Below are 21815 nucleotides of genomic sequence, written 5' to 3' on the forward strand. Positions count from 1 at the left end.
TTACGCTCCTTGCCGCCGACGCAGCCGGGCGGCTCGCTTGTTCTTGGCGATTTGCCGCACGCAGGCGGCGGCCGCGAGCGCCGCCGCCGACAAGGAAGCCGCCGCGCATACGCCCACCCAGCGCCTCCATTCGTCGACGCCCGTCGCCTCGACGCAGAGCGCTCCGCAAAAACTGATCAACAATCCGATTTGGCTCGCGACCCCGAGCCGATCCATCCATTTCCCGCTTCGCATGGTTTCTTCTCCTTACGCTTCTATGTCGTTAGGAAAATGATAGCGCGGAGCGGCGGGCCGCAACGCGCAAACATTGAACCGCCGCCCGCAAAAGCTTGCGTCCCTCGCGCAAAAGAAAGAGCCGGGGAAGCGGCGGCGTTGCGCTGCGCTTCTCCCGGCTCTACCGCCGCGGTCCATCGAATTTTCTTCGGTAGACGTTCGTAAAGCCGATGATGAGCGGCACGAGCGCGACCGTCGGCGAAAACCAGACGAGCAGGCTGCCCGAATCGACCCCGAGCAATCTCGGGGCGCCGAACACCAAGAACGCGGTAACGGTCGCGATGCAACAGGAAAGCATACCGACGATGTGCTCTACCGCCCAATGCGACGGTTTCGCCGGTACGGTCAGCCAGTAGAGCAGCTGCGTGCCGCCCAGGAACACCCCGAGGAACGGAAAGTACTGCAGCAACGGGAAATGAATGACCCACCCGTACGCCGATATGCCGATCCCGGAAGCAAACAACAAGAACGGGAACAACAAATCGAGCGTCACCCGATGCGGCGTCTTCCGCCGTTTGTGACGAAGCACGCGAATGCCGTACCATGCCGTCGCGGCGCTCAAAATCGAGACGAACGTCAGAAACCAGGCGAACGGGATCGCATCCGCGTCGGGGCCTGCATCCCACGTCAGCCGATACATTCCCATAAGGAACGCGGACGCCGAGACGACCCCCATCGCGGTGGCGTAGATCCAGCCCGCTCGATTGTGCGCGCGCCCGCCTTTCTTCGTTACGATCGGGATCCAAAACACGGCGAGCGCAAGAAATCCGAAGAAGATGTGGCTCCAGCGAAGGATGTCGAAGGTCAGTTGCATAGATAGTGCATCCTTTCTTTTTTTAATTTCCCGCTTTACTTTAGCATTTTGGCAACGCTGGCCATGAACCGATCGACGGCGTCCGCGTCGCCGGCTTGGATGTCCCGGGCGACGCAGCGGCGCCAGTGGTCTTCGAACAGTTGTCCGCTTACCTCGTTCAAGGTCGCTTGAATCGCGGCGATGCGAACGAGCGTCTCGTCGCAGGAGCGATCGTTCCCGACGCCGTTCTTCAAGTCGCGGATGCGCTGCTCGATCTCCCTTAATCGGAGGAGGAGCGGCTCCGTTCGCGCGTTCGTCATTCCGCTTCTACGACGAACGGCACAGTGATCACGCGTCCGTCCCGTTGAAATTGCGCCCACAGCTTATAGACGCCGGGTTCAGGGAAGCTTGTGGCAAATCTTGCCTCCGGGCCCGACGCCGACTCGTCGATCGGGTGGACGTGGAGGTATTCCTCCGTATCCTCGCTTAGAATGACGACATGTCCGACGGCTCCGAGGTACGGCTCCAGGTCGGTAACGGGCTGCTTCGTCTTGCTGTCCGCGATCCGGAACGCCAGCTCGAAATGTTGCCCGGAGACGGGATGATCGTCCTCCAGCGTCACTTGGATGCTCCCCGCCGTCTTCGCGTGTCCGCCGCCCGGCGTCAGAGGTACGTCGTCCTTGTCGGGCCCGTCCACGCGGATCCGCTCGGTCGCCGTCGTCGTCGAGCCGCCGCTCGGTACGTAATCCGCGATGAGCTTGTATTCTCCCCCGGCCGGGAACGATGTCGCGATTTCGAAGACGCCTTCGCCGCGGTACTCCGGATGGATGTGATCGAAGTAGGATAAATCCTTGCTCACGACGATCAGGTGCATCAGCTTCTCATGCCTGACGTCGAACGCCTCGACGGGTTCGCCGGCTTCGTCCTTGATTTCGATTCGAAGTCCGGTCCTCTCGCCGGCGACGGCGTTGTCCGCGGTCCACATCGCTGTCGTGACGATTTCGGTCGCGGCCGCGCCTGCGTTACCATGGCCATGACCGGCTTGCGGCGCTTCCGCCGCGGCCGCCGCGGATACCGCGATCGCCGCGGTCGGGGCTGTCGGTGCGTCCTGTCTGCCGAACCCGTATCCCGCGAAGAACGACATGCCGGCGAGCAAGACGACCACCGCGAATTGCATCTTTCCGTTCATTCCTTCCACTCCCTCGTCTTTCGCCTTGTTCGCCTCTTGCAGCCGGAGCGCGTTGAGCACGACGGACACCGAGCTGAGCGCCATGGCGGCGCCGGCGACCCACGGCTCCAAGTAGCCCATAGCGGCGATCGGAATGCCGAGTGCGTTGTATCCGAGCGCCCAGACCAAGTTTTGCTTAATGTTGGCCATCGTCTTGCGGCTCATCTCGATCGCAACGGGGATGCCGTTCAGGTCGCCGCGAAGCAGCGTCACGTCGGCCGCTTCGATCGCGGCGTCCGCGCCCGTGCCGATCGCGATGCCGACGTCGGCCGTGGCGAGCGCCGGCGCGTCGTTGATCCCGTCGCCCGCCATCGCGACGACGGCGCCGGCCGCCTGCAGCTTCCTCACTTCCTGCGCCTTCCCTTCCGGCAGCACCTCCGCCAGCACGCGGTCGATGCCGGCTTGCGCCGCGATCGCTTGCGCGGTGCGCGGGTTGTCGCCGGTCAGCATCAGCACGTCGAGTCCGAGCCGCTTCAGCTCCGCCACCGCCTCCTTCGACGTTTCCTTGAGCGTATCGGCCACGGCGAGGAAGCCGGCATAGGCGCCGTCGACGGCGATCGGCATCGCCGTTCGGCCCATCGCTTCCAGCCGGCTCATCTGTTCTTCGGCTTCGGGCTTGATTCGTACATCGTTCGCGCCCAGCAGCCTCCGCGTTCCGACGACGATGCTTCTGCCTTCTACGATCGCTTCGACGCCGTGTCCAGGCACCGCTTGGAACGACGTCGCCTCGGCTGCGGCGGCAATCCCTCTTCCTTGGATGCCCTCCACGATCGCCTCGGCCAGCGGATGCTCCGATCGCTTCTCGGCCGCTCCGACCCAGGCGAGCAGCTGCGCCTCTAGAAATTCGGGCTCCGCCCGAACGTCCGTCAAGACCGGCTTGCCGTTCGTGATCGTGCCGGTCTTGTCCAGAACGACCGTCGTCGCGCGGTGCGCGTTTTCGAGATGCTCGCCGCCCTTGAACAGGATGCCGAGCTCGGCCGCTCGGCCCGAGCCTGCCATGATGGAGGTCGGCGTCGCGAGACCGAGCGCGCATGGACAGGCGATGACGAGAACGGCGATAGCCTTTTCCAAAGCTCCTGCGGTGTTTCCGGGGTCGGCGACGAACCACCAAATCAGAAATGTCGCGGCGGCGATCGCGAGCACGATCGGCACGAAGATGCCCGAGATCGCGTCGGCGACCCGCTGAATCGGCGCTTTGGAGCTTTGCGCCTCCGCCACGACGCGGATAATGTGCGCGAGCGCCGTGTCCTTGCCGACCTTCGTCGCGCGCACTTGAAGCGCCCCGTTCTTGTTGATCGTCGCCCCGTAGACAGGGTCGCCAACGGTTTTCCCGACCGGCAAGCTTTCTCCCGTCAGCATCGACTCGTCCACCGCCGAAGCGCCCGCTTCGACGACGCCGTCGACCGGCACCTTCTCTCCGGGGCGGACGAGCACGAGGTGTCCGGCTTCCACGCGGTCGGCGGGGACGCGAACTTCCTCCCCGCCGAGCAGGACGATCGCCTCCTTCGCTTGCAGCCCTATCAGCTTCTTAATCGCGTCGGAGGAGCGGCCTTTCGCCGCCGTCTCGAACAGTTTCCCGAGCAGGATGAAGGTAATGAGCACGGAGCCGGTTTCGTAATACAGCTCCGACGGCCGCCCGGCCATAGTCACGTACAGGCTGTAGAAATACGCAGCCGACGTGCCGAGCGCGACGAGCACATCCATGTTCGCGCCTCCGCCCCGAAGCGCCTTGAACGCCCCGACGTAGAAGCGCCCGCCGATCAAGAACTGGACCGGCGTCGCGAGCCACCATTGCACCCACGGGTCCATCAGCTTCGCGGGCACCCAAATCCACGACGTAAACTCGAAGTGGCCGACCATAGCCCAGAGCAGCGGCAGCGTTAACAGCGTCGAGAGCAGCAGCGTCGCTTGCTGGATGCGGATGTCCCGCCTCCGGCGCGCGCCGTCGTCCGACGTTTCGGCGCGCGGCGCCGCTTTATAGCCGATCTTTTCGACGGCCCGATGACTTCGCCGACCGTCGTCTTCGCGGGTACGAATTCGATTCGCGCGGTTTCCAGCGTCAGGTTGACCGTCGCCTGCACCCCGTCGATACGATTGAGCCCCTTCTCGATGCGGGTCGCGCAGGCGGCGCAGGTCATGCCGATAATGTCTAACGTCACTTGCCGTTGTGCCTGTCCGGACAGCTGCTGCATGTGGCTCAATGGGGTCACCTTACGCTTCGACGGAGTAGCCTTGTTCCACGATCGTCGCGACGATCGCCTCCAGCGGCTGTCGCTCCTCGTCATGGGTTACCGTTACCGTGCCCGCCTCCAGATCGACGATCGCCGACGCGCCGAGCTTCCCGAGCCCATTCAGAATCGAGTGGACGCAGTGGTTGCAGCTCATGCCGCGGACGTTCAATATGACTTCTTTCATCTCTAGTTCCTCCGTTTGTTTAGGATGAACCTATCATAAACCGGCGGCCGGCCGGCGAACGCGCAAACGATGCGCGCCCGGGCGCAAACTTTTGCGGGGTGCGCGCAAAGCCGCGCCGCAGCGGCGCGGACCGCATGCTAAGCTCACATTTGCGCTTATAACCGGAAGTTTCCGCTTAAACCCCCGCCCAAGGCTCACATTTGCGCTTATCACATGCAACCGCTGAGTCAAACGGGGCCGGGTGGGAAGCAAGCTACTACATTTCAGGTTGTATGTTCCGCGGAAGTGGGGGGTGACGTTCCACTCCGACATGGTAGGCGCGTAGAGTAGAGTGGCGGTTCGGAGTAATGTAGGCAGCAAGGCAGCAAAAAGGTAGTTTGTTCCGCGAAAGCGGGAAGTTCATTCCCGATTTCTAGTGCGGCGGGCGGGTAAAACGCCCCTCGTAAATAACGAAAAAATCCCGGAACTCTCCACCTCAGTAAAGAGTTCCGGGACGTTCATCCGCGCCTGCGGCGCTCGATCAAGTTAATGCCGACGCCCATGCATGCGACGCCGATCAGCAGCATATACGACACCGGCCGCAGCAGCTCCGACCACGTGTAGCCGTAGTAGGCGACGCCCTTGAGCGCCTCCATCCCGTACGTGACCGGGATGACCTTGGCCAAGGCGAGCAGCGCCGGGTTGGTCACGATCTCGATCGGCCAATACGCGCCGCCGATCATCGCGGAGCTCACCGCGACGATCGGGATGAGCACCGACATCTGCTGCGGCGTCTGCACGAGGCCCGCGAGCAGCAGGCCGAGCGCCACGACCGCGAACGTGTAGACGCCGATCAAGACAAGCAGCGTGGCGAAGCTGTCTCCGACCGGGAAGTCGAAGACGTAGCGGAACAAGACGAACACGACGGCGATCTGCACGTACCCGGCGATGAAGCTGTTGACGAGATGGCCGACGTACATCGATATCTTCGTCACCGGCGACAGGATGACGCGGTCCCAGACGCCGCTCCTTTTCTCTTCGAGCAGCGCGTTAACCGAGTAGGCCACCGTGAAAATCGAGAAGAACAAGGCGAATCCGAACAGCGCCTGCACCCTCGCGTCGTACTTGAAGTCCTCCTCCGTCGCCACCTCCGACGACGCGACGCGCAGCGCCGGCGCGGCCAAGCGCTCCTCGAGCTCGACGCGTATCGACGATCCGCCCGACGACGCCTCCGCCGCGCGGATCGTCAGCTCCTCCTCGTACACCGTCCGAACGTAATGAGCTAACGCCTGGAGATTCGCGCTATTGTCGACGGCCGCCACGATCCGATAATCGTCCGGCAGCAGCCGCAGAGCGAATTCGGCCTTCCCCTCGGTGACGCGCTCTTTCGCTTCGGACTCTGCCTCGAGCACGAACTCGAACGTCTCCGACCGATTCAACCGCTCGAGCCAAGCTTCGGCGTCGTCGGCCGACAGCGCCGGATCAGGGAACGCATACACGGGCACGCTGGTGACCGCGTTCGCCCCCATCGCTACCGTAAACAGAACGGTCATGACGATCATCAACAGCATCGTAGCGGGATTTCGCTTCATCTGCTGAAGCTGCACCTTCAATATGGCAAGCATCGCTCAGCCGTCCCTCCTCTTCGGAAACATCCATACGGCGGCCGCCGCGAAGACGACGGCCATCCCGAGCAGCCGGTACACGTCGTCCATCCAGCGGGCGGAATCGGCCCCTTGCAGCATCTGCAGGTACGAGGACAGCGCGGCGCCGTTCGGCGTCCAGCCGCCGAGCGCGTTCAGCCAATCCGACATTTGCGCGGTCGGGAAGAAGCTGCCGCCGAGGAAGGCCAACAAGGACACCATCATGCCGGAAAATAAATCCGTCGCCGTTCCCGTCTGCATCCGGTAATTCATCGCCGTCAGCAGCGCGGCCAGTCCGCCGACGCAGACGGCCACCGCCGCGCTGATGAAGGCGAGCCCCGCCCAAAAGCGCGGCGGCTGTCCCGCGAACGATTGGAAAATAAGACTCGACAGCAGGAAGAGCACCGCCAGCTGCAGGAAGGCGAGCATCGCGCCCGACGCGATCTTCCCGCCGAGAAACCGCAGCGGATGCGCGCCGGCGATCATCATCCGGTCGAACGTGTACTGCCGCTTCTCTTGGAAGGCGCGTCCGGCCGTCGACGAAGCGATGTACAGCACGAACATGACGGCCATCCCGATCGTGTAATATTGCAGCGAGTTGACCGGCTTGTAGCGCGAGACCGACTCGACGCCGCCCGCGGCCCCGGCGGCCGCCGGCGCGTCCGCCGCGCCGGGAGCGGCGCCGGCCGTCTGTCCCAACGCCGTCTGGAAATTCACCGTACGGACGAACCCGTCTACGATATCGCGGACGACGCCCGCCCGCAGCGGCGACGATTCGGACGCTTCCAGCTCCAGCGTCGCGCCTTCGCCGCGCTCGAGCAGCATCTTATTCAGCGAATCGTACGTGAAATTCGGCGGGATGCGTACGATCGCGTTCGCCTCGTCCCGCTCCAACGCCGTCCGAGCGGCTTCCAGCTCCATCTCCGATACGGTCAGCAGCTCGGACAGTCGTTCGCTCTCCAGCACGTCCCGCAGCAGCCGCTGCGGCCGCACCTCTTCGGACGCGGCGAGCAGCGCGGCCTTGGCGTCTTCCGGAAGCGGAGCGGCCCGAACCTCCTCCCGGAATCGCGCCAAGCCTTCCGCTTCGTCCTCCTCGTCGACGACGACGACGCCCATATCCAAGGTCGGCGCCGTCGCGTTGATCATGTCGCCGAGCGCGAAGCCCAGGATGGCGATCAACACGAACGGCATCAGGAGGAGGATCGCAAGCTCCTTCCGGTCGCGAAGGATCAACAGCACGTCTTTTTTCAGGAACGGTGCCAATCGTCCTCCCCCCTAATCTCTCAATTTCCGGCCGGTCAGATGCAGGAACACATCTTCGAGGCTCGGCTTTTGCACGTTCAAGTTCACGATCTGCGCGCCGTGTTTCTCCGCCGCCTGGAACAGGCGGCCCAGCAGCTTGCTTTGCTTCGGCACGATCAGCTTCAGCCCTTGGTCCGCCTCCGCGACCTGCCGAATGCCCTCGGCGCTTCGAAGCTCCTCCGCCAGCGCGGGGCACGGCTCCTCCAGCTGCAGGAAGATAGTATCCTCCGAAGACAAGATGCTCTTCAGCTCGTCTTTGCGCCCGGAAGCGATCACCTTGCCGTGATCCATGATGTACACGCGGTCGCACAGCTGCTCGACCTCTTCCATGTAATGACTGGTATAGAGCACCGTCATCCGCTTTTCCCGATTCAGCAGCCGTACCGTCTCCAAAATGTAATTCCGCGACTGCGGGTCGATGCCGACCGTCGGTTCGTCCATGATGACGATCTTCGGCTGATGCAAAAGCGCGGCGGCGATGTTAATCCGGCGCTTCATCCCGCCCGAATACGTCTTAATGCGCTCCTTCTTCCGCTCGCTCAGGCCCACCAGCTCTAGCGATTCCTCTACGGCGCGGTCGAGCGCCTTGCCTCGAAGCCCGTAGATACGCCCGAAAAACTGCAAATTTTCGAGCGCGCTCAGTTCCTCGTATAAGGCGATCTCCTGCGGCACGACGCCGAGGACGCCTCGAATGTGCTTCGGGTCCTGAACCACGCTCCGCCCGTCCAGCTTGACGTCCCCCGACGTCGGGCGAAGCAAGGTGGAGATCATCGAGATCGTCGTCGATTTGCCCGCCCCGTTCGGACCGAGCAGACCGACCGACTCGCCCGCGTCGAGATACAGATTGACATTGTCTACCGCAACATTGGTTTTATAGGTTTTGCGCAGATCGACCGTTTCCAGCATCGTTACGTTCCTCCTAAACAGCTATTGAGTTCAATATACATAGAAAAAGACAGTGCTCCCACTGCCTTCGGTCATTCGTTATCGGCGCGACCATGACTTCAGTCACTTTTAAATCAAATCGTGCCGGATGGCGTAAATCGCCAGCTGCGTGCGATCCCGCAGCTCCAGCTTATCCAAAACGAAGCTGATATGGTTTTTCACCGTGCCCACGGACAATGCCAGCTCGTCGGCGATCTCCTTATTGCTGCGCCCTTCGCCGACCCTTCGAATAATGTCGAGCTCCCTCGGCGTCAAAGACGGATCGACCGGCTTCGTCTCTGTCTTCCCCAGCAGACGGGGCATGACCTTGGCCGCCACATGCTCCTCCAGCGACAAGCCGCCCGACAAGCAGCTTCGGATCGATCGGATGAGCGCCGCCGGATCGGCGTTCTTCAGCATGTACCCGCTCGCCCCGATCTTGAGCGCTTCGAGCGCGTATTCATCGTCGTTGAACGTCGTCAGCATCATCACCTTGCGATCCGGCCAACGGGATAAGATATGCCGGGCCGCCTCCAAGCCGTCCATCTCCGGCATCCGAATGTCCAGCACGATGAGATCGAACGCTTGGCGTTCGTTCAACGCAACCGCCTCGCGGCCGTTCGACGCTTCGCCGGCGACGCGCAGCTCGGGGTCGGTTTCGATCATCATTTTCAAGCCGTGGCGCACTAACGTCTGGTCTTCCGCGATCAATATGCGAATCATCGGCCCCGCTCCTCCCCTTGCTCCAGCTTGAACGTGCCGCGCACTAGAAATTGTCCGCCCGCGCGAACGAGCGTAAGCTCGCCTCCGGCCTTCTCGATTCGCGACCGCATCGCGGTCAGCCCGAACCCTTCGCGTATCGGCTGCTCCGGCCCGCCGCCCGCGTCGTTCGACACCTCGAACCGGAAGACGCGTCCGCCCGGCGATTCGAGCAGGATGCCGATCCTACGCGACGCGCCGTGACGCATCGCGTTCGTCATCGCCTCTTGGATCGCGCGGTAGACGGCGATGGACGGCTCGTTCCCGAGCGGAACGGAGAGCGCGCCGTGCCGAACCGTAAATTCGACCTGCAGGTAGCTCTCCGCCTCGAGGTTGCGGATCAGGCGCAGCAGCGCCGGAATACCGCCTTGCTCCTGCTCCTGCAGCGTCTTGACGGCGCGACGCGTTTCCTCGAGGCTGTCTTGCGCGAGCCGCTTCATCTGTTCCGCGGCGGCGAGATGCTCGCCGGCCGCGTTCATGCGGAACATCTCGATCTGCATCAGCAGCGAGGTAAGCTTATGCCCGACCGAATCGTGGATTTGCCGGGCGACGTTCGTCCGCTCCTCCGCGCGCGCCGCGTCTTCGCCGCTCTTCGCTTGCCGCTTGAGCTTGCGGTACTCGCTCAGCAGCGCCTCGAACCGGGCGCCGCCCTCCTCGTTCGCCGACCGCTCCCGGCGGTACAGCGTTAGCGCGGCGGCGGCCGCGGCCGCGAACAACAGCGCGAAGGCGGCGGGAAGCGCCCGCGCCGAATCGCTTGCGTCAAGCGACGCCGACGCGATCGCCGACGCGGCGGCGAGCGCGCCGAACGCCGCCGCCCAGCGGCCGGGAAGCCGGTACGCGGCTTCCCCGGCCAAGTACGCCGCGAGGAGCAGCGCGTAGAGCGCTCCCGCGGCGCCGATGCCGTGCAGCGCGGCGCTAGAGGCCAGCAGCGCGCCTGTCAACAGCGCGAACAACGCCGCCGGCCGGCGAAAAACCAGCGGCGACGCGAAATAACACGCGAAAAACAGCGCGCAGCCCAGCGCGCCTCGCGGCGTCGCGGCCGCCCCGCCCTGCAGCAGCGCCGCCGCCCACATGGCGCCCAGCCATGCCAACCAAGCCCAATACGAGCGCATGAGCTCCGTTCACCTACTTTTCGGTTCAGTCCGTATTACACTATTCTCTGCGCGCCTTCGCTTCTCCTGTTTTCTCCCGCTCTTGACTTAAGTCAATGAAAGGTCCGCGGGTTCCGACTACAATGAATGCATGTTGAAACATAGGGGGAATACCGATGAATTCGGGACTTCGAGCTTCCGCGCTCGTTGCGGGGATTTCGCTGCTGGGGATGACGATCGCGGCCGGCTTCTCGTACGGCTACGTCCATGGAAACCTAGTGGTTCCGGGAGATGCCGGAGCGACATACGAAAACATCGCGTCGTCGGCTCCGCTGTTCGCCGCCGCTCTCTTCGGATGGTTCGTCGTCCTGATGCTCGACATCGCGGTCGCTTGGGCGTTCTACGTGTTTCTGAAACCGATTCGGCCTCGTCTCGCCCTGCTGGGAGCTTGGCTTCGCCTCATGTATGCCGCGATCCTAAGCGTCGCGATCGCCTGTCTGTTCGTAACGTCGCTTCTCGCGAACGGCGCCGTCGAACCGTCGGCCTTCCCGCCGGAACAGCTTCATGCGCTAACGAATTTAAGCTTGGAAGCTTTCGAATCGATCTGGTCGATGGGATTGATCGTGTTCGGCGCGCATCTGTGGGTGACGGGCTGGCTCGCTTACCGATCGGACCGCATCCCGAAGCTGTGGAGCGTCTTGCTGCTGCTGGCCTCCGTCGGGTACGCGTTCGTTCACTTCGGGAACGCGTTCCTTCCTTCGTTGGACCGGATCGTCGCCGTCGTCGAGGCGGCGTTCATGGTCCCGATGATCGCGGGCGAGCTGGGCTTCGGCTTGTGGCTGTTGTTCAAGGGAGGGAAACCGTCCGTCCCGGCGCAGACGCCGCCTATGGATGGATCCGCCGCTTAATCCGGCTTAACGATTCCGGAGTGACGCCCAGGTAGCTCGCCAGTTGATGTTGGGGAACGCGGTCGATCAAGTTCGGCCGCTTCCGCAGCAGCGACTTGTAGCGTTCTTCGGGGCTGGAAGCGACGAAGGCGGCGAAGTCCTCTTGCATCAGGCCGAAGCTTTGTTCGATCATGCGGCGCGTCATCCCTTCGAGCTGGGCGTGTTTGTCGTACATGTCCTGTTCGACGTCGAGCGCGCCGACGACCGCCGTCGTGTCTTCCAAACACGCATACGTATACTCGGACGCGGGGTCCCCCCGATGGCGGTGGAACATCGCGATCGCTTGCTCTTCGGTATAGAAGTCGGAAGTGATCTCTCTTCCCGCTTCGTCCACGGTATATTGCCGGACGCATCCCTTCAATACGAAGTAGCATCGGTCGGGAACGTCCCCTTGGTTCAGAAGGATCGTTCCCTTCTTATATTCCTCGACCCGAAGATCGTCTAAGATCGCTTGCTGCGCCGCTTCGTCGAGGCTCGTGTAACGGGTTAAATACGTCTTCAAGATTTCCTTCATCCGCTCGGTCACCTCATCGCTTTCTCGATCAGCCGAAGCAGCTGCGCTTTTTCTTCCTCCGGAATCCATTCCGTCAATCGGGCGGCCGCTACCGGCAGCGTCCATTCCTCGATGCGGCTCGGCGTCATCCCGGATCGATCGAGGTACCGTTCCAAATAGGCGTCGCTCCATTCGTTCCTCGATCGCCGGAGCGCTTCTACCGCATCGGGCGGGGCGCCCTCCGGCGGCGTTCCGTATCGAAATAAGAGCAGCGTTCGCGCGACGTCTCCCGCCGGATCCCCGATCGCGGCTGTCATCCAATCGATAACCCAGGGCCGCTCGCCGGAGATGACATTGTCCGGGTGATAATCGCCGTGGCAGAGCGCGTTCCCGTCCGGCAGTCGCTCCGTATGCCGAAGAAGCGTCGTCTTTACCTCGTTCGAGAGCTGCGGCGCGTTTCGAATGTTGCGCGCGAGCGCCGTCTTACGGTTAAGGATCGACGGATGCGTTCCGGCATCGACTTGAAATCGGTGAATTCCAACATGGAGGTCCGCGAACTCCTTCGCGAACCGGCTCCCTTCGCCGGGACGACGAAACATCCTATGAAGCAGCGTCGCGCCTTCCGCTCGTTCGAATACGATGCCGGCCCGCCCATCGATTTCTACGCGGCCGAGCGCTCGCGGCGCGGGGACCCCCAAGGCGGCGACGATCCGATTCATCTCGTACTCGTATTCGACGGCGTCTCGAGGAAATCCGACGCGATACAGCTTCACGATGCGGCCCGCGCCATGCTCGAACATTTCCGCGGTACGTCCCGCGCCGAGTGCGCTCATCTCTCATCCTCCTAAACGTTATCCGATCCGACGTCCGGTCTTACAACACTTCCAGCTTCACCGATTGGGTTTGGCCGGGGTACGACGTCGCCATCAATCCTACGAACCATGCCCTGACCTTCAAGCCGACTTCCAAACGCGTAGTGTCTCCATTATAGTTCACGACGGCATCGTCCGTCAGCGAAATCCAAACCGCTTCGGGATCATTCGTTTCCCCGACCGTCCGGTCCGGGTTTTCGATGAGAATCCGATTCGTCCGTTCGTCGATCTTCGTAATGACCCCTTCGATATCGGCCTCCTCGGGGATCGCGAACTGATGCAGGTTCAATGGAAACGCCGCTCCCGCGACCCGAAAGATCGAGCGCTGCATCTCGTTCAGTTGTTCGGGACTTACCCGCGCTTCGTGTTCGCCGTATTTTCGGAACACGATCTCGACCTGGCCGTCGACGCTCCATCCGGAGAGGGGGACGAACCCGCTTTCGTCTTGCAGTTCTTCCATCTGATCGATGATACGTTCCATAATGTACGTCAAGTCTTCATCATCGACGGACGTGAGCGACGTCTTCACGCTTGCGCTCCGGCTCCCCTCGTCCCACGTCACTTCCGCTCCGAAACCGGCGGATAAGGCTCTAAGAGAGGAATACAAAGTCCCGTCGATGATTTTCACCTGGTTTTTTAAGCTGACCTCCGCGTCTCCTCCGGCGATCAAGACCTCGGCGTCGGGCAATATCCTGATGCTTCGATTGAGTTTCGTCCCGACGACCTCTCTGGCTTCCCGGTCCCATTCGACGGTTGCGCCGATGGACTCAAGCAGCTTTCTGACGGGCACCAGCATCACACCGTCTACAACAAGGGGCGGCGGCGATGACAGGATCGTCTCCCCGTCGACCGTCAACGTCGGCGGAACGTCTTGCGCCGCGGCGGTCGAGCTTGGTAAGGCCAGTAAGAAAACTAGCAGCAGTACCGACTTGCGTCTCATGATAAACCTCCTCGACCGGTATGAAGTACTTTATATACGCCTCCAGACATGGAAAGTTTCCCCATGCCCCCCTTCGGAAAGCGCCAATTGGGGAGGACTTCCTCAATGTTCGGGGTGGCATGCCCTAAAAATTGCGGAGAAGCGCCTCATTTTATTCCCCCTATCGAGACGATACTCGTGTAGTGCGTTCAATTGGGGAGGACTTCCTCAATGTTTGGGGTGGCATGCCACAAAAATTGCGGAGCGGCGCCTCAATATCGCCCGCCCGTTGTACAGCGGCAGAAAAAAAAGGCGCGCAGCTGCGCACCTCTTTTCGACGGAGCCTTCAACGACCGCTAACGCTGCCCCTCAGCAAGAACAGCGTCGCTCCGGACTGAAGCACCCCGATGATCAACCCGTACATCATATGTCTCTGCTGACCGGTGACAGGCGTCCAGCCGGGCGGCAGGACGGCGTCCGCGACGTACAGCCCGACGGCGAATCCGATCCAAGCGACCGCCGTCCCTGTCGCCAACCAAACCCGGACGTTGCCCGCTTTGTTTTGCGCCAACCAGAAGAGGAATCTTACCAGTACGCCGCAAAACAGCCCCACCCAAACGAAATGCACCGATAACGGCCTCGCATCCCCTACCGCATGCGTCAGCGCGAAGCCGACGACGGCGGCCAGCATCCACCGCCCTCCGAAACGATGCCCGCTCAGCCGCAGCGCGGTCCATTGCGCGCCGCCGATCAAGATGCCGCCGATCGCCCCTTGGAACGCCCCGCCTACGGCACCTTCAAGCATCCATTCCGTTACTTCGTTCGTCCCCGTAGGGAAATGCGTCAGGAAACCCGCCGCGATATAGCCCGCGAGACTTAATAATAACCATAAATAAATGTTTATCTTCCGCTTCGCCATAGCCGAAATGCCCCCTCCCCAGCATTGTATACGTGCCGGCGCAAGGCGGGAAGTTACGGCGGTCATATGACTTGCCTTACTCGTCTATTCGACCAATCGGTACACGCGCGCCTCGTACGGGCGGAGCGACAGCTTCCGCAGCGATTCCGCGCGGTCGACGTCTCCGTTCGCGAGCAGCAGCTCGCCATGGCTGTAACGAATCGACTCCGGCAGCGCGAACGTCGTCTCGACCGGGAACAGATTCGCGATGACGACCAGCTTCTCGTCCCCGAGCGTGCGCGTGTACGCATAGAGGTGCTCGTGCTCCGGCAGGATCAGATCGTACGCGCCGTAGACGGCTACCGGGTGCGACTTCCGCAGCTCGATCAGCTTCTTATAATAATGATAGATCGAGTGCGGATCCTCGATCGCGTCCTGTACGTTAATCTCCTCGTAATTCGGGTTGACCTTCAGCCAAGACTTGCCGGAAGTAAAGCCCGCGTTCGGCGCATCGCTCCACTGCATCGGCGTGCGGGAATTGTCGCGTCCGTTCTTCCAGATGACCCGCATGATCTCTTCGTGCGTCTTCCCGTGTTCCCGTTCGATCCGGTACAGGTTCTTGATCGCGACGTCGTTGTAATCCTCGATCGAATCGAACCGCACGTTCGTCATGCCGATCTCTTGCCCCTGGTAGATGAACGGCGTGCCCTGCATCAGGAAGTACATCGTCGCGAGCGCCTTGGCGGACGCCGCCCAATACGCCTCGTCGTCGCCCCAGGTGGAGACGGAACGCGGCTGGTCGTGATTTTCGAGGAACAACGCGTTCCAGCCCATGCCTTCCAGCCCCTTCTGCCAATGGGTGAGCGTCTGCTTCAGCGCCGGCAGGTCGAGCCCGCCCTCCGCGCTCTTGCCCCAGAGTCCGAGATGCTCGAATTGGAAAATCATATCGAACGCGCCGCGCTCCTCGCCGACCCACAGCTCCGCGTCGTCGACGGTCACCCCGTTCGCCTCGCCGACGGTGACGATGTCGTATTTCGCGAACGTCTCCCGCCTCAGCTCGCCTAAGTATTCGTGAATCCCTTCCCGATTCATATGCCCTTCGTACGAAGGCACGTACGGCAGCTTCTTCGGGTTCGGCAGGTCCGGGAAGCCCGGCACCTTCTTAATATGCGAGATCGCGTCGACGCGGAAGCCGTCGATGCCCTTGTCGAGCCACCAGTTCACCATCGCGTACAGGTCGCGGCGAACGGCTTCGTTTTCCCAATTCAGGTCCGGTTGTCTCTTCGAGAAAATGTGCATGAAATACTGCCCCGTCCCCGCATCGTACTCCCAAGCCGAGCCGCCGAAGATGCTCTCCCAATTGTTCGGCTCGGCGCCGTCCTTCGGATCGGCCCATATATAGTAATCGCGCTTCGGATGGTCCTTGCTCGACCGCGACTCGATGAACCAAGGATGCTCGTCGGACGTGTGGTTGATGACCAGGTCCAAGATGAGCTTCATCCCTCGCGCGTGCACTTCGGCGAGCAGCGCGTCGAAATGTTCCATCGTGCCGAATTCGGCCATAATGTCCTGATAATCCGAAATATCGTATCCGTTATCGTCGTTGGGCGAAGCGAACACGGGGCAAATCCAGATGATGTCGATGCCGAGTCCCTTCACGTAATCAAGTTTCGAGACGATGCCGCGAAGGTCGCCGATGCCGTCCCCGTCGCTGTCCATAAAGCTTCTCGGGTAAATTTGATAAGCTACCGCTTCTTTCCACCAAATCCGTTTCATCCGTCGAGTCCTCTCTTTATCTTGGCTTACTTGATGGCACCTTGCATGACGCCTTTAATAATGAACCGCTGGCCGAACAGGTACGCGATCAGAATCGGCAGAATCGTCAGCAAGATCGCCGGAATCAATAATTCCCAGTTATTCATATAGGTTCCGTTAAATACCTTCATCTTAATCGGCATCGTGTACACTTCTTCCTTCACGAGCACGAGCGAAGGCAGCAGATAGTCGTTCCAAATCCATAGGACGTTCAAGATGGCGATCGTGACGGACGTCGGCATGAGCATCGGCAGCACGATCTTGAAGAAGCTCTGCCTCGGGGTGCAGCCGTCGATGAACGACGCCTCCTCCAGCTCCAGCGGGATCGACTTCACGAAGCCGTGGTAGATGAACACGGAGAGCGCGCTGCCGAAGCCGATATACAAGGCGATCAAGAGCGGGATCGGCGCGGTGTCGATCAGGTGCAGCTTCGCGCCGTAAATATATACGAGCGGAATCATGATCGATTGGAACGGAATGATCATCGAAGCGACCATCAGCGCGAAGAAACCGTTCGTGAAGCGCGACGGGTTGCGGACGAGGTAATGCGCCGTCATCGCCGAGAACAGCAGGATGAAGAAGACGCTGACCGACGTAATGACGAGCGTGTTCTTGAACGTGACCAAGAAGTTCATCTTCGCGACGACGTCCGCGAAGCGGCCGAGGTCGATCGACTGCGGCAGAGCGAACGGGCTTTCCAAAATTTCGCCGTTCGACTTGAACGAGTTCACGATCAACAGGAAGAACGGGAACGTGAACAAGACGAACGCCGCGAGCAGCGGCAGGAGCGACAGCGAGGCGGAGGACATCTTCCGAACGGGCATCTAGGCTTGCACCTCCCACTTCTTGCTGAAATACACCTGCAAACCGGTGACGACGGCGACGATGACGAACAGAAGCATCGCTTCCGCCTGTCCGAGGCCGTAATTCGTCTCGACGAACGCCTTCTGCACGACGTGCATCGACACCATCTTCGTGCTGCCGTACGGGCCGCCTTCGGTGAGCGAGTAGTTCAGGTCGTACACCATGAACGCGTCCTTCAGCGTCAGGAACACCGTGACGACGAAGGCGGGCACCATGAGCGGCAGCGTGATTCTCGTCAATCGGCGCCACGGCCCCGCCCCGTCGATCGTGGACGCCTCGATGACGTCGCGCGGCACCGCGATGAGACCTGCGATGAAGATGATCATCATATAGCCAGCCGACTTCCAGATCGTCACGATGACGAGCGCCCAGAACGACAGCGCTTCATCGCCCAGCCAGCCGAGCCGGAGCGCTTCGATGCCGAGCTTCTCGCCGACGGACGGGAGCGACTGGACGAAGATGAACTGCCAGATGTACCCGAGCATCAGGCCGCCGATGAGGTTCGGGGTGAAGAAGGCGGTCCGGAAAAAGTTCTGGCCCCGCATGCCGGACGTCACGAGGAACGCCAGCGCGAAACCGATCGCGTTGACGAACGCGATCGTTCCTCCCACGTATTTAAGCGTTAGCCACATCGAATCCCAGAACTGCTGATCCTGGAACGCCTTCGCATAGTTGGCGAACCCGGCGAACTCGACCGGACTGACCGGCGACGTAATGCTCGTTAACGTCAAATAGAAGCCATACGCGAACGGGATCAAAATCGCCATCGCGAAAAACAGCGTTGTCGGTCCCATGAAGAACGCTTGGTCGGCGAGACGATGAATTTTGCTCTTCCCTGTCATTAGGTTCCTCCTGCATATCTAGAAAATAAGGAAAGATCAAACGGGCAAGGTCGCAGCCTCGCCCGTTTGATCGTCTCATGCTTGTCGCGATTATTTCGCGTAGTAATTCTGAATGAATTTCGCCAAGTCTTCGCGCGCGTTCTTGCCCGCGATGTACTTCTGCACTTCCGGACCGATGATCGTGTTCCATTCTTCGGCCAGTACGTAGTTCGTGCTGAACGGCATCGTTCTGCTGTTCGCGATGGCGTCGCCGATCGCGGCGCCGAGCGGGTTCGTCACCTTGTTCGGGTTGTTCTTGAACGCGGAGATCACTTGCGACTTGTTGACGATGAAGTCTTGGCCGGCCGCGTCGTACACGAGCCAGTTCAGGAACTTCTTCGCCGCTTCTTGCTCTTCCGGCTTCGCCGCTTTGTTGATGACCAACACTTGCGTCGCGCCCGCCGCGATCTTGCCGTTCAGCGGGTTCGCCGGATCGTTGTCGACCGGAACCGGGATGAAGCCGAAATCGTCGCCCGCGACCGCCTGCAACGAATCGTACGCCCAGTTGCCGTTGAACAATACCGCGGACTCGCCTTTGCCTACGGAGACGTGCGCGTCGTCGTAGTAGCTTCCGAGCGGACGCTCGCCGTACTTGTTATACTTCTTCGACGCGAGCAGGTCCATCGTGTCGTAGTAGCCGTTCCACGTCGCATTGCTTGCGAGGTCGAGGGTGCCGGCTTCGAGTTGCTTCACGATTTCCGTCGGGTCCGCCGCTTGGTTGATGAACTGCGTGCTGTAATGGTTCGACACCGACCAGCTTTCCGTCTGGTACGCGACCGGATACGTTACGCCCGACGCCTGCAGCTTGTCGAACAGCTCGACGAGCTTGTCGCGCGTATCGATGGAGAACGGATCGAACGCGCCGCCTACCGCCTTTTCTACGACTTGCTTGTTGTAGACGAGACCGAAGCCTTCGATCGCGAACGGGAAGCCGACGACTTGCCCTTGCTCGTTCTTCAGCGCGCTGTCCGTTTCGGACACCCACTGCTCGTTCGACAGATCGCTGTAGACGTCTTTATATTTGTTGAGCGCCGCGCTCGGCTCGAACATGGCGATCGTGACCGTCTTGCCGGACGCCGTCATCATGTCGAATACGTTCAGCGCGTCCCCGACGGCCGCGGAACGCGTCTCGACCGTGATGTCCGGGTTCGCCGCCATGAAGTCCTTCGCCGCTTGCTCCCATTGCGACGTAATTTCGCCCTTGCCGTTCGTGATGATGATGTTGACCGGCTCGGCCGCTTTCTCTTCCGTTTTTGCCTCCGCCGCCGGTGCAGGCTCGCTGGCAGCCGGCTCGCTCGCCGCCGTACCGCCGCCGGACGCGCCGCCTCCGCATGCCGCTAATGCGACCGCCATGAATGCGGATAAGACGATGAGGGCGTATTTCTTCGTTCGTGCCGTGAACATTTTCATTCTTGTACTCCCCTTATCTGGAATATATAGCGTCCGGATCGCCGGAACGACTTCGGGTTCGGCGGTGCGGGTGGGCTCGGCTTTTGGAAAGCGCTAACATTTTTCCTGCGGGAAAATATTTTCCTATTTAGAATTTGACGCGGAGAGAAGTGAGCGAAAAATCACTCATTTTCCTGTTGAAAGCGCTAAATTTGTTATGTATTAGGAAAATTATTGTCCCGCATTGGTGATTATATGACATTTTATTTTCCTGGTCAACGGCGAATATTCTAGATTCCGCTCTAGGCGCATGGTATCATGGAGATAACGAAGTCGGAGCGCGAGAGGAACCACGATGAAGGTAACGATTAAAGATATCGCAAGCATGGCCGGCGTCTCCATCTCTACCGTGTCGCGCGTCATCAACGGCAGCAAGCCGGTGAACGAGGACGTGCGGAACCGGGTGCTCGAGGCGATGCGACAGACGAACTATCGCGCCGTGCACATCCCCGGGGCGGGCGAAGCCGCGGATCGCGAGTCGCTGCGCATCGCCGTCATTATTCCCGAATACAGCAATACGGTATTGAACGAGTTCATCGTCGGCATCCATCGAGTCGCGCAGTTGTACGGCTACGTCATCGACATCGGACTGACCGACGGCACGCCCGCCACCGAGCTCGACTATTTGCGCCGATTCAGCGAAGAGCGGCCGAACGGCCTCATCTTCGTCGGCTCCGAATGGGGCGCCGAGCATACGGAGATCGCGAAGTCGTCCGAACTTCCGTGCGTGCTTGTGGGACAAGAGTCGAACGTTCCGGGGGTGCCTTCCGTGCACGTGGACAACGTGACGGCGTCGTACGAAGCCGTCACGTACCTCGTGCAGCGAGGGCATCGCGACATCGCGATCATTTGCGGAACCGGCAATATGGCGGTCGGCACGCATCGGCTGCAGGGGTACCGGCAGGCCATGGCCGACGCGGAGCTGCCCGTGCGGGAGGATTGGGTGGTGGAGTGCGAGATTTCCGTGGAGGAAGGGTATCGCGCCATGCGCGCGATCGCCGGAACGGGCGAGCTGCCCACCGCGGTGTTTTGCGCGACGGACCTCATGGCGATCGGCGCGATGAACTGCTTGTTGGATCAAGGCGTGCGAATCCCGGAGGACGTGTCCGTGTTCGGCTTCGACGGCAGCTTCGTGTCGTCGATCTTCCGTCCGAAGCTGACGACGGTCGAATATTCCGCTACGGAGGTCGGCATGACCGCCGCTCGCCACTTGATGAAGCTGATAAAGGGCGAAACCGGCGTGCCGCCGCACTCCAACGTAACGCATTATTTGGCGATTCGGGAGAGCACGAACTAAAAAACCAGCGTCCCCCTTCTTCTTGGGGACGCTGGTTTTTTGTGCGCCTCGGGCGCGCACCGGGGCGGCGGGGCGGCCTAAACCGGCGCGCTAAGCTCACATCTGCGCTTATAAGCGGAGTTTTCCGCCTAAATTGATTGGCTCCACCTTAGACGCCGCCGACCGCGTACTTTGTGTCCGCATTCGGGGCAGGGGTTACTCGCTATGTGCGTACTTCCTCCCTACTCGCCGACCGGTCGCCTATGCCGACACACTCTCTACGCGCCGCCGACAAGCGAGGCGGGCCGCTAGTTAGAAGCGGTACGTCCAAAACCGCTCCGTCCCGAACCGCTCTTCGACTTCCTTCGTCGGCTGCTTCTTGTTCCCCTGCAGCTCGGGCACTTGAAATTGGCTCCGATGCGCTTGGATGGACGCGATCTTCTGCTTCAGGAACGGCTTCACGTCGACGACGACGTCCGGCTTGCCGATATACTGCTCGTGGTCCCGCGAGAACGCCATGCAGTGCACGACCGGACGCTCGTCCTCGGGCAGCCGCTCGACCGCGCGGATGACCGCCGCGCCGCATGCGTCATGGTCCGGGTGGACGCTGAACCCCGGATAGAACGTATATACCAAGGAAGGGCGCACCGTCTGAAGAAGCTCGAGAATGTTCCCGTCCAGCAGCTCCTTGTCCTCGAATTCGATCGTCTTGTCGTGAAACCCGAGCAAGCGGAGATCTTGAATGCCGATCGTCCGGCACGACAGCTCCAGCTCTTCCTTGCGAATCCGCGGGAGCGTCACCCGATTCGCGAACGGGGGAACCCCCATGTTGCGCCCCATCTCCCCAAGCGTCAAGCACGCGTAAGTCACGTACCCCCCTTCGCGTATATGCTTCGAAAGCGTGCCCGACAGCCCGAAGCACTCGTCGTCCGGGTGCGGCAGCACGACTAGAATTTTCCGTTCCGTTGATTCCATAGGCTCGTACGCCTCCTCT

General features: G+C 61.1%; 19 protein-coding genes and 1 pseudogene. 2 read left to right on the forward strand and 18 right to left on the reverse strand.

Annotation, left to right across the window (positions count from 1 at the left end; translation table 11 throughout):
- The 9 genes and pseudogenes from RIN49_RS07825 to RIN49_RS07865 form a co-directional block, all read right to left on the reverse strand.
- A complete protein-coding gene (locus RIN49_RS07825; RefSeq protein ID WP_309119613.1) occupies positions 1 to 234 on the reverse strand; it encodes a hypothetical protein in 234 nt (77 codons plus the stop codon).
- A 160-nt stretch (positions 235 to 394) separates the two neighbouring features.
- On the reverse strand, positions 395 to 1087 hold the full coding sequence (locus RIN49_RS07830) for a DUF2306 domain-containing protein (protein ID WP_309119614.1): 693 nt from the start codon (positions 1085 to 1087) through the stop codon (positions 395 to 397).
- A 35-nt stretch (positions 1088 to 1122) separates the two neighbouring features.
- On the reverse strand, positions 1123 to 1386 hold the full coding sequence (locus RIN49_RS07835; protein WP_309119615.1) for a metal-sensing transcriptional repressor: 264 nt from the start codon (positions 1384 to 1386) through the stop codon (positions 1123 to 1125).
- An 899-nt stretch (positions 1387 to 2285) separates the two neighbouring features.
- A pseudogene (locus RIN49_RS07840) lies at positions 2286 to 4709 on the reverse strand (heavy metal translocating P-type ATPase); the annotation flags it as partial.
- A gap of 497 nt (positions 4710 to 5206) precedes the next feature.
- Positions 5207 to 6313: an ABC transporter permease gene (locus RIN49_RS07845; RefSeq protein ID WP_309119616.1), complete on the reverse strand. Its 1107-nt coding sequence runs from the start codon at positions 6311 to 6313 to the stop codon at positions 5207 to 5209.
- A gap of 3 nt (positions 6314 to 6316) precedes the next feature.
- Entirely contained in the window at positions 6317 to 7594 is a 1278-nt protein-coding gene (locus RIN49_RS07850) for an ABC transporter permease (protein ID WP_309119617.1), read from the reverse strand.
- A 12-nt stretch (positions 7595 to 7606) separates the two neighbouring features.
- Positions 7607 to 8539 (reverse strand): ABC transporter ATP-binding protein, encoded by a 933-nt coding sequence (locus tag RIN49_RS07855; RefSeq protein WP_309119618.1) that lies wholly within the window; start codon positions 8537 to 8539, stop codon positions 7607 to 7609.
- A gap of 108 nt (positions 8540 to 8647) precedes the next feature.
- Positions 8648 to 9280: a response regulator gene (locus RIN49_RS07860; RefSeq protein ID WP_309119619.1), complete on the reverse strand. Its 633-nt coding sequence runs from the start codon at positions 9278 to 9280 to the stop codon at positions 8648 to 8650.
- The gene (locus RIN49_RS07865) at positions 9277 to 10428 is read right to left on the reverse strand and encodes a sensor histidine kinase (protein ID WP_309119620.1); all 1152 of its coding nucleotides are present in this window, start codon (positions 10426 to 10428) and stop codon (positions 9277 to 9279) included. The genes RIN49_RS07860 and RIN49_RS07865 overlap by 4 nt, the downstream gene beginning before the upstream one ends.
- Positions 10429 to 10583: 155 nt before the next feature.
- Here RIN49_RS07865 and RIN49_RS07870 point away from each other — a divergent pair, with 155 nt between their 5' ends.
- Positions 10584 to 11315, forward strand: coding sequence for a DUF4386 domain-containing protein (locus RIN49_RS07870; RefSeq protein ID WP_309119621.1), 732 nt, complete (start codon positions 10584 to 10586; stop codon positions 11313 to 11315).
- Here the strand turns inward: RIN49_RS07870 and RIN49_RS07875 are convergent.
- The 8 genes from RIN49_RS07875 to RIN49_RS07910 form a co-directional block, all read right to left on the reverse strand.
- Positions 11293 to 11868: a Crp/Fnr family transcriptional regulator gene (locus RIN49_RS07875; protein WP_309119622.1), complete on the reverse strand. Its 576-nt coding sequence runs from the start codon at positions 11866 to 11868 to the stop codon at positions 11293 to 11295. The genes RIN49_RS07870 and RIN49_RS07875 overlap by 23 nt on opposite strands.
- Positions 11869 to 11876: 8 nt before the next feature.
- Positions 11877 to 12680, reverse strand: a complete 804-nt coding sequence (locus RIN49_RS07880) for a phosphotransferase family protein (RefSeq protein ID WP_309119623.1) — start codon at positions 12678 to 12680, stop codon at positions 11877 to 11879.
- A 40-nt stretch (positions 12681 to 12720) separates the two neighbouring features.
- A complete protein-coding gene (locus tag RIN49_RS07885; RefSeq protein WP_309119624.1) occupies positions 12721 to 13659 on the reverse strand; it encodes a stalk domain-containing protein in 939 nt (312 codons plus the stop codon).
- 325 nt (positions 13660 to 13984) lie between these two features.
- Positions 13985 to 14557, reverse strand: a complete 573-nt coding sequence (locus tag RIN49_RS07890) for a hypothetical protein (RefSeq protein ID WP_309119625.1) — start codon at positions 14555 to 14557, stop codon at positions 13985 to 13987.
- Between the two features lie 84 nt (positions 14558 to 14641).
- Complete coding sequence (locus tag RIN49_RS07895; RefSeq protein ID WP_309119626.1) at positions 14642 to 16312, reverse strand: glycoside hydrolase family 13 protein; 1671 nt, start codon at positions 16310 to 16312, stop codon at positions 14642 to 14644.
- Positions 16313 to 16338: 26 nt separating this feature from the next.
- A complete protein-coding gene (locus tag RIN49_RS07900; protein WP_309119627.1) occupies positions 16339 to 17175 on the reverse strand; it encodes a carbohydrate ABC transporter permease in 837 nt (278 codons plus the stop codon).
- Positions 17176 to 18057, reverse strand: coding sequence for a carbohydrate ABC transporter permease (locus RIN49_RS07905; RefSeq protein WP_309119628.1), 882 nt, complete (start codon positions 18055 to 18057; stop codon positions 17176 to 17178). It abuts the gene before it with no gap.
- A 90-nt stretch (positions 18058 to 18147) separates the two neighbouring features.
- A complete protein-coding gene (locus RIN49_RS07910) occupies positions 18148 to 19506 on the reverse strand; it encodes an ABC transporter substrate-binding protein (protein WP_309119629.1) in 1359 nt (452 codons plus the stop codon).
- Between the two features lie 334 nt (positions 19507 to 19840).
- Here RIN49_RS07910 and RIN49_RS07915 point away from each other — a divergent pair, with 334 nt between their 5' ends.
- Complete coding sequence (locus RIN49_RS07915) at positions 19841 to 20842, forward strand: LacI family DNA-binding transcriptional regulator (protein WP_309119630.1); 1002 nt, start codon at positions 19841 to 19843, stop codon at positions 20840 to 20842.
- 291 nt (positions 20843 to 21133) lie between these two features.
- Here the strand turns inward: RIN49_RS07915 and bshB2 are convergent, their stop codons facing one another.
- Complete coding sequence (bshB2, locus tag RIN49_RS07920) at positions 21134 to 21796, reverse strand: bacillithiol biosynthesis deacetylase BshB2 (RefSeq protein ID WP_309119631.1); 663 nt, start codon at positions 21794 to 21796, stop codon at positions 21134 to 21136.
- Positions 21797 to 21815: the final 19 nt, after the last annotated feature.

Source organism: Paenibacillus sp. (assembly GCF_031177825.1).
Taxonomy (GTDB): Bacteria; Bacillota; Bacilli; order Paenibacillales; family YIM-B00363; genus Paenibacillus_AE.

What these genes read in the sequence shown, in the direction of transcription:
- RIN49_RS07825 (WP_309119613.1), bottom strand. Translation starts at nt 234, where the DNA reads ATGCGAAGCGGGAAATGGATGGATCGGCTCGGGGTCGCGAGCCAAATC.
- RIN49_RS07830 (WP_309119614.1), bottom strand. Translation starts at nt 1,087, where the DNA reads ATGCAACTGACCTTCGACATCCTTCGCTGGAGCCACATCTTCTTCGGA.
- RIN49_RS07835 (WP_309119615.1), bottom strand. Translation starts at nt 1,386, where the DNA reads ATGACGAACGCGCGAACGGAGCCGCTCCTCCTCCGATTAAGGGAGATC.
- RIN49_RS07845 (WP_309119616.1), bottom strand. Translation starts at nt 6,313, where the DNA reads ATGCTTGCCATATTGAAGGTGCAGCTTCAGCAGATGAAGCGAAATCCC.
- RIN49_RS07855 (WP_309119618.1), bottom strand. Translation starts at nt 8,539, where the DNA reads ATGCTGGAAACGGTCGATCTGCGCAAAACCTATAAAACCAATGTTGCG.
- RIN49_RS07860 (WP_309119619.1), bottom strand. Translation starts at nt 9,280, where the DNA reads ATGATTCGCATATTGATCGCGGAAGACCAGACGTTAGTGCGCCACGGC.
- RIN49_RS07865 (WP_309119620.1), bottom strand. Translation starts at nt 10,428, where the DNA reads ATGCGCTCGTATTGGGCTTGGTTGGCATGGCTGGGCGCCATGTGGGCG.
- RIN49_RS07870 (WP_309119621.1), top strand. Translation starts at nt 10,584, where the DNA reads ATGAATTCGGGACTTCGAGCTTCCGCGCTCGTTGCGGGGATTTCGCTG.
- RIN49_RS07875 (WP_309119622.1), bottom strand. Translation starts at nt 11,868, where the DNA reads ATGAAGGAAATCTTGAAGACGTATTTAACCCGTTACACGAGCCTCGAC.
- RIN49_RS07880 (WP_309119623.1), bottom strand. Translation starts at nt 12,680, where the DNA reads ATGAGCGCACTCGGCGCGGGACGTACCGCGGAAATGTTCGAGCATGGC.
- RIN49_RS07885 (WP_309119624.1), bottom strand. Translation starts at nt 13,659, where the DNA reads ATGAGACGCAAGTCGGTACTGCTGCTAGTTTTCTTACTGGCCTTACCA.
- RIN49_RS07890 (WP_309119625.1), bottom strand. Translation starts at nt 14,557, where the DNA reads ATGGCGAAGCGGAAGATAAACATTTATTTATGGTTATTATTAAGTCTC.
- RIN49_RS07895 (WP_309119626.1), bottom strand. Translation starts at nt 16,312, where the DNA reads ATGAAACGGATTTGGTGGAAAGAAGCGGTAGCTTATCAAATTTACCCG.
- RIN49_RS07900 (WP_309119627.1), bottom strand. Translation starts at nt 17,175, where the DNA reads ATGCCCGTTCGGAAGATGTCCTCCGCCTCGCTGTCGCTCCTGCCGCTG.
- RIN49_RS07905 (WP_309119628.1), bottom strand. Translation starts at nt 18,057, where the DNA reads ATGACAGGGAAGAGCAAAATTCATCGTCTCGCCGACCAAGCGTTCTTC.
- RIN49_RS07910 (WP_309119629.1), bottom strand. Translation starts at nt 19,506, where the DNA reads ATGAAAATGTTCACGGCACGAACGAAGAAATACGCCCTCATCGTCTTA.
- RIN49_RS07915 (WP_309119630.1), top strand. Translation starts at nt 19,841, where the DNA reads ATGAAGGTAACGATTAAAGATATCGCAAGCATGGCCGGCGTCTCCATC.
- bshB2 (WP_309119631.1), bottom strand. Translation starts at nt 21,796, where the DNA reads ATGGAATCAACGGAACGGAAAATTCTAGTCGTGCTGCCGCACCCGGAC.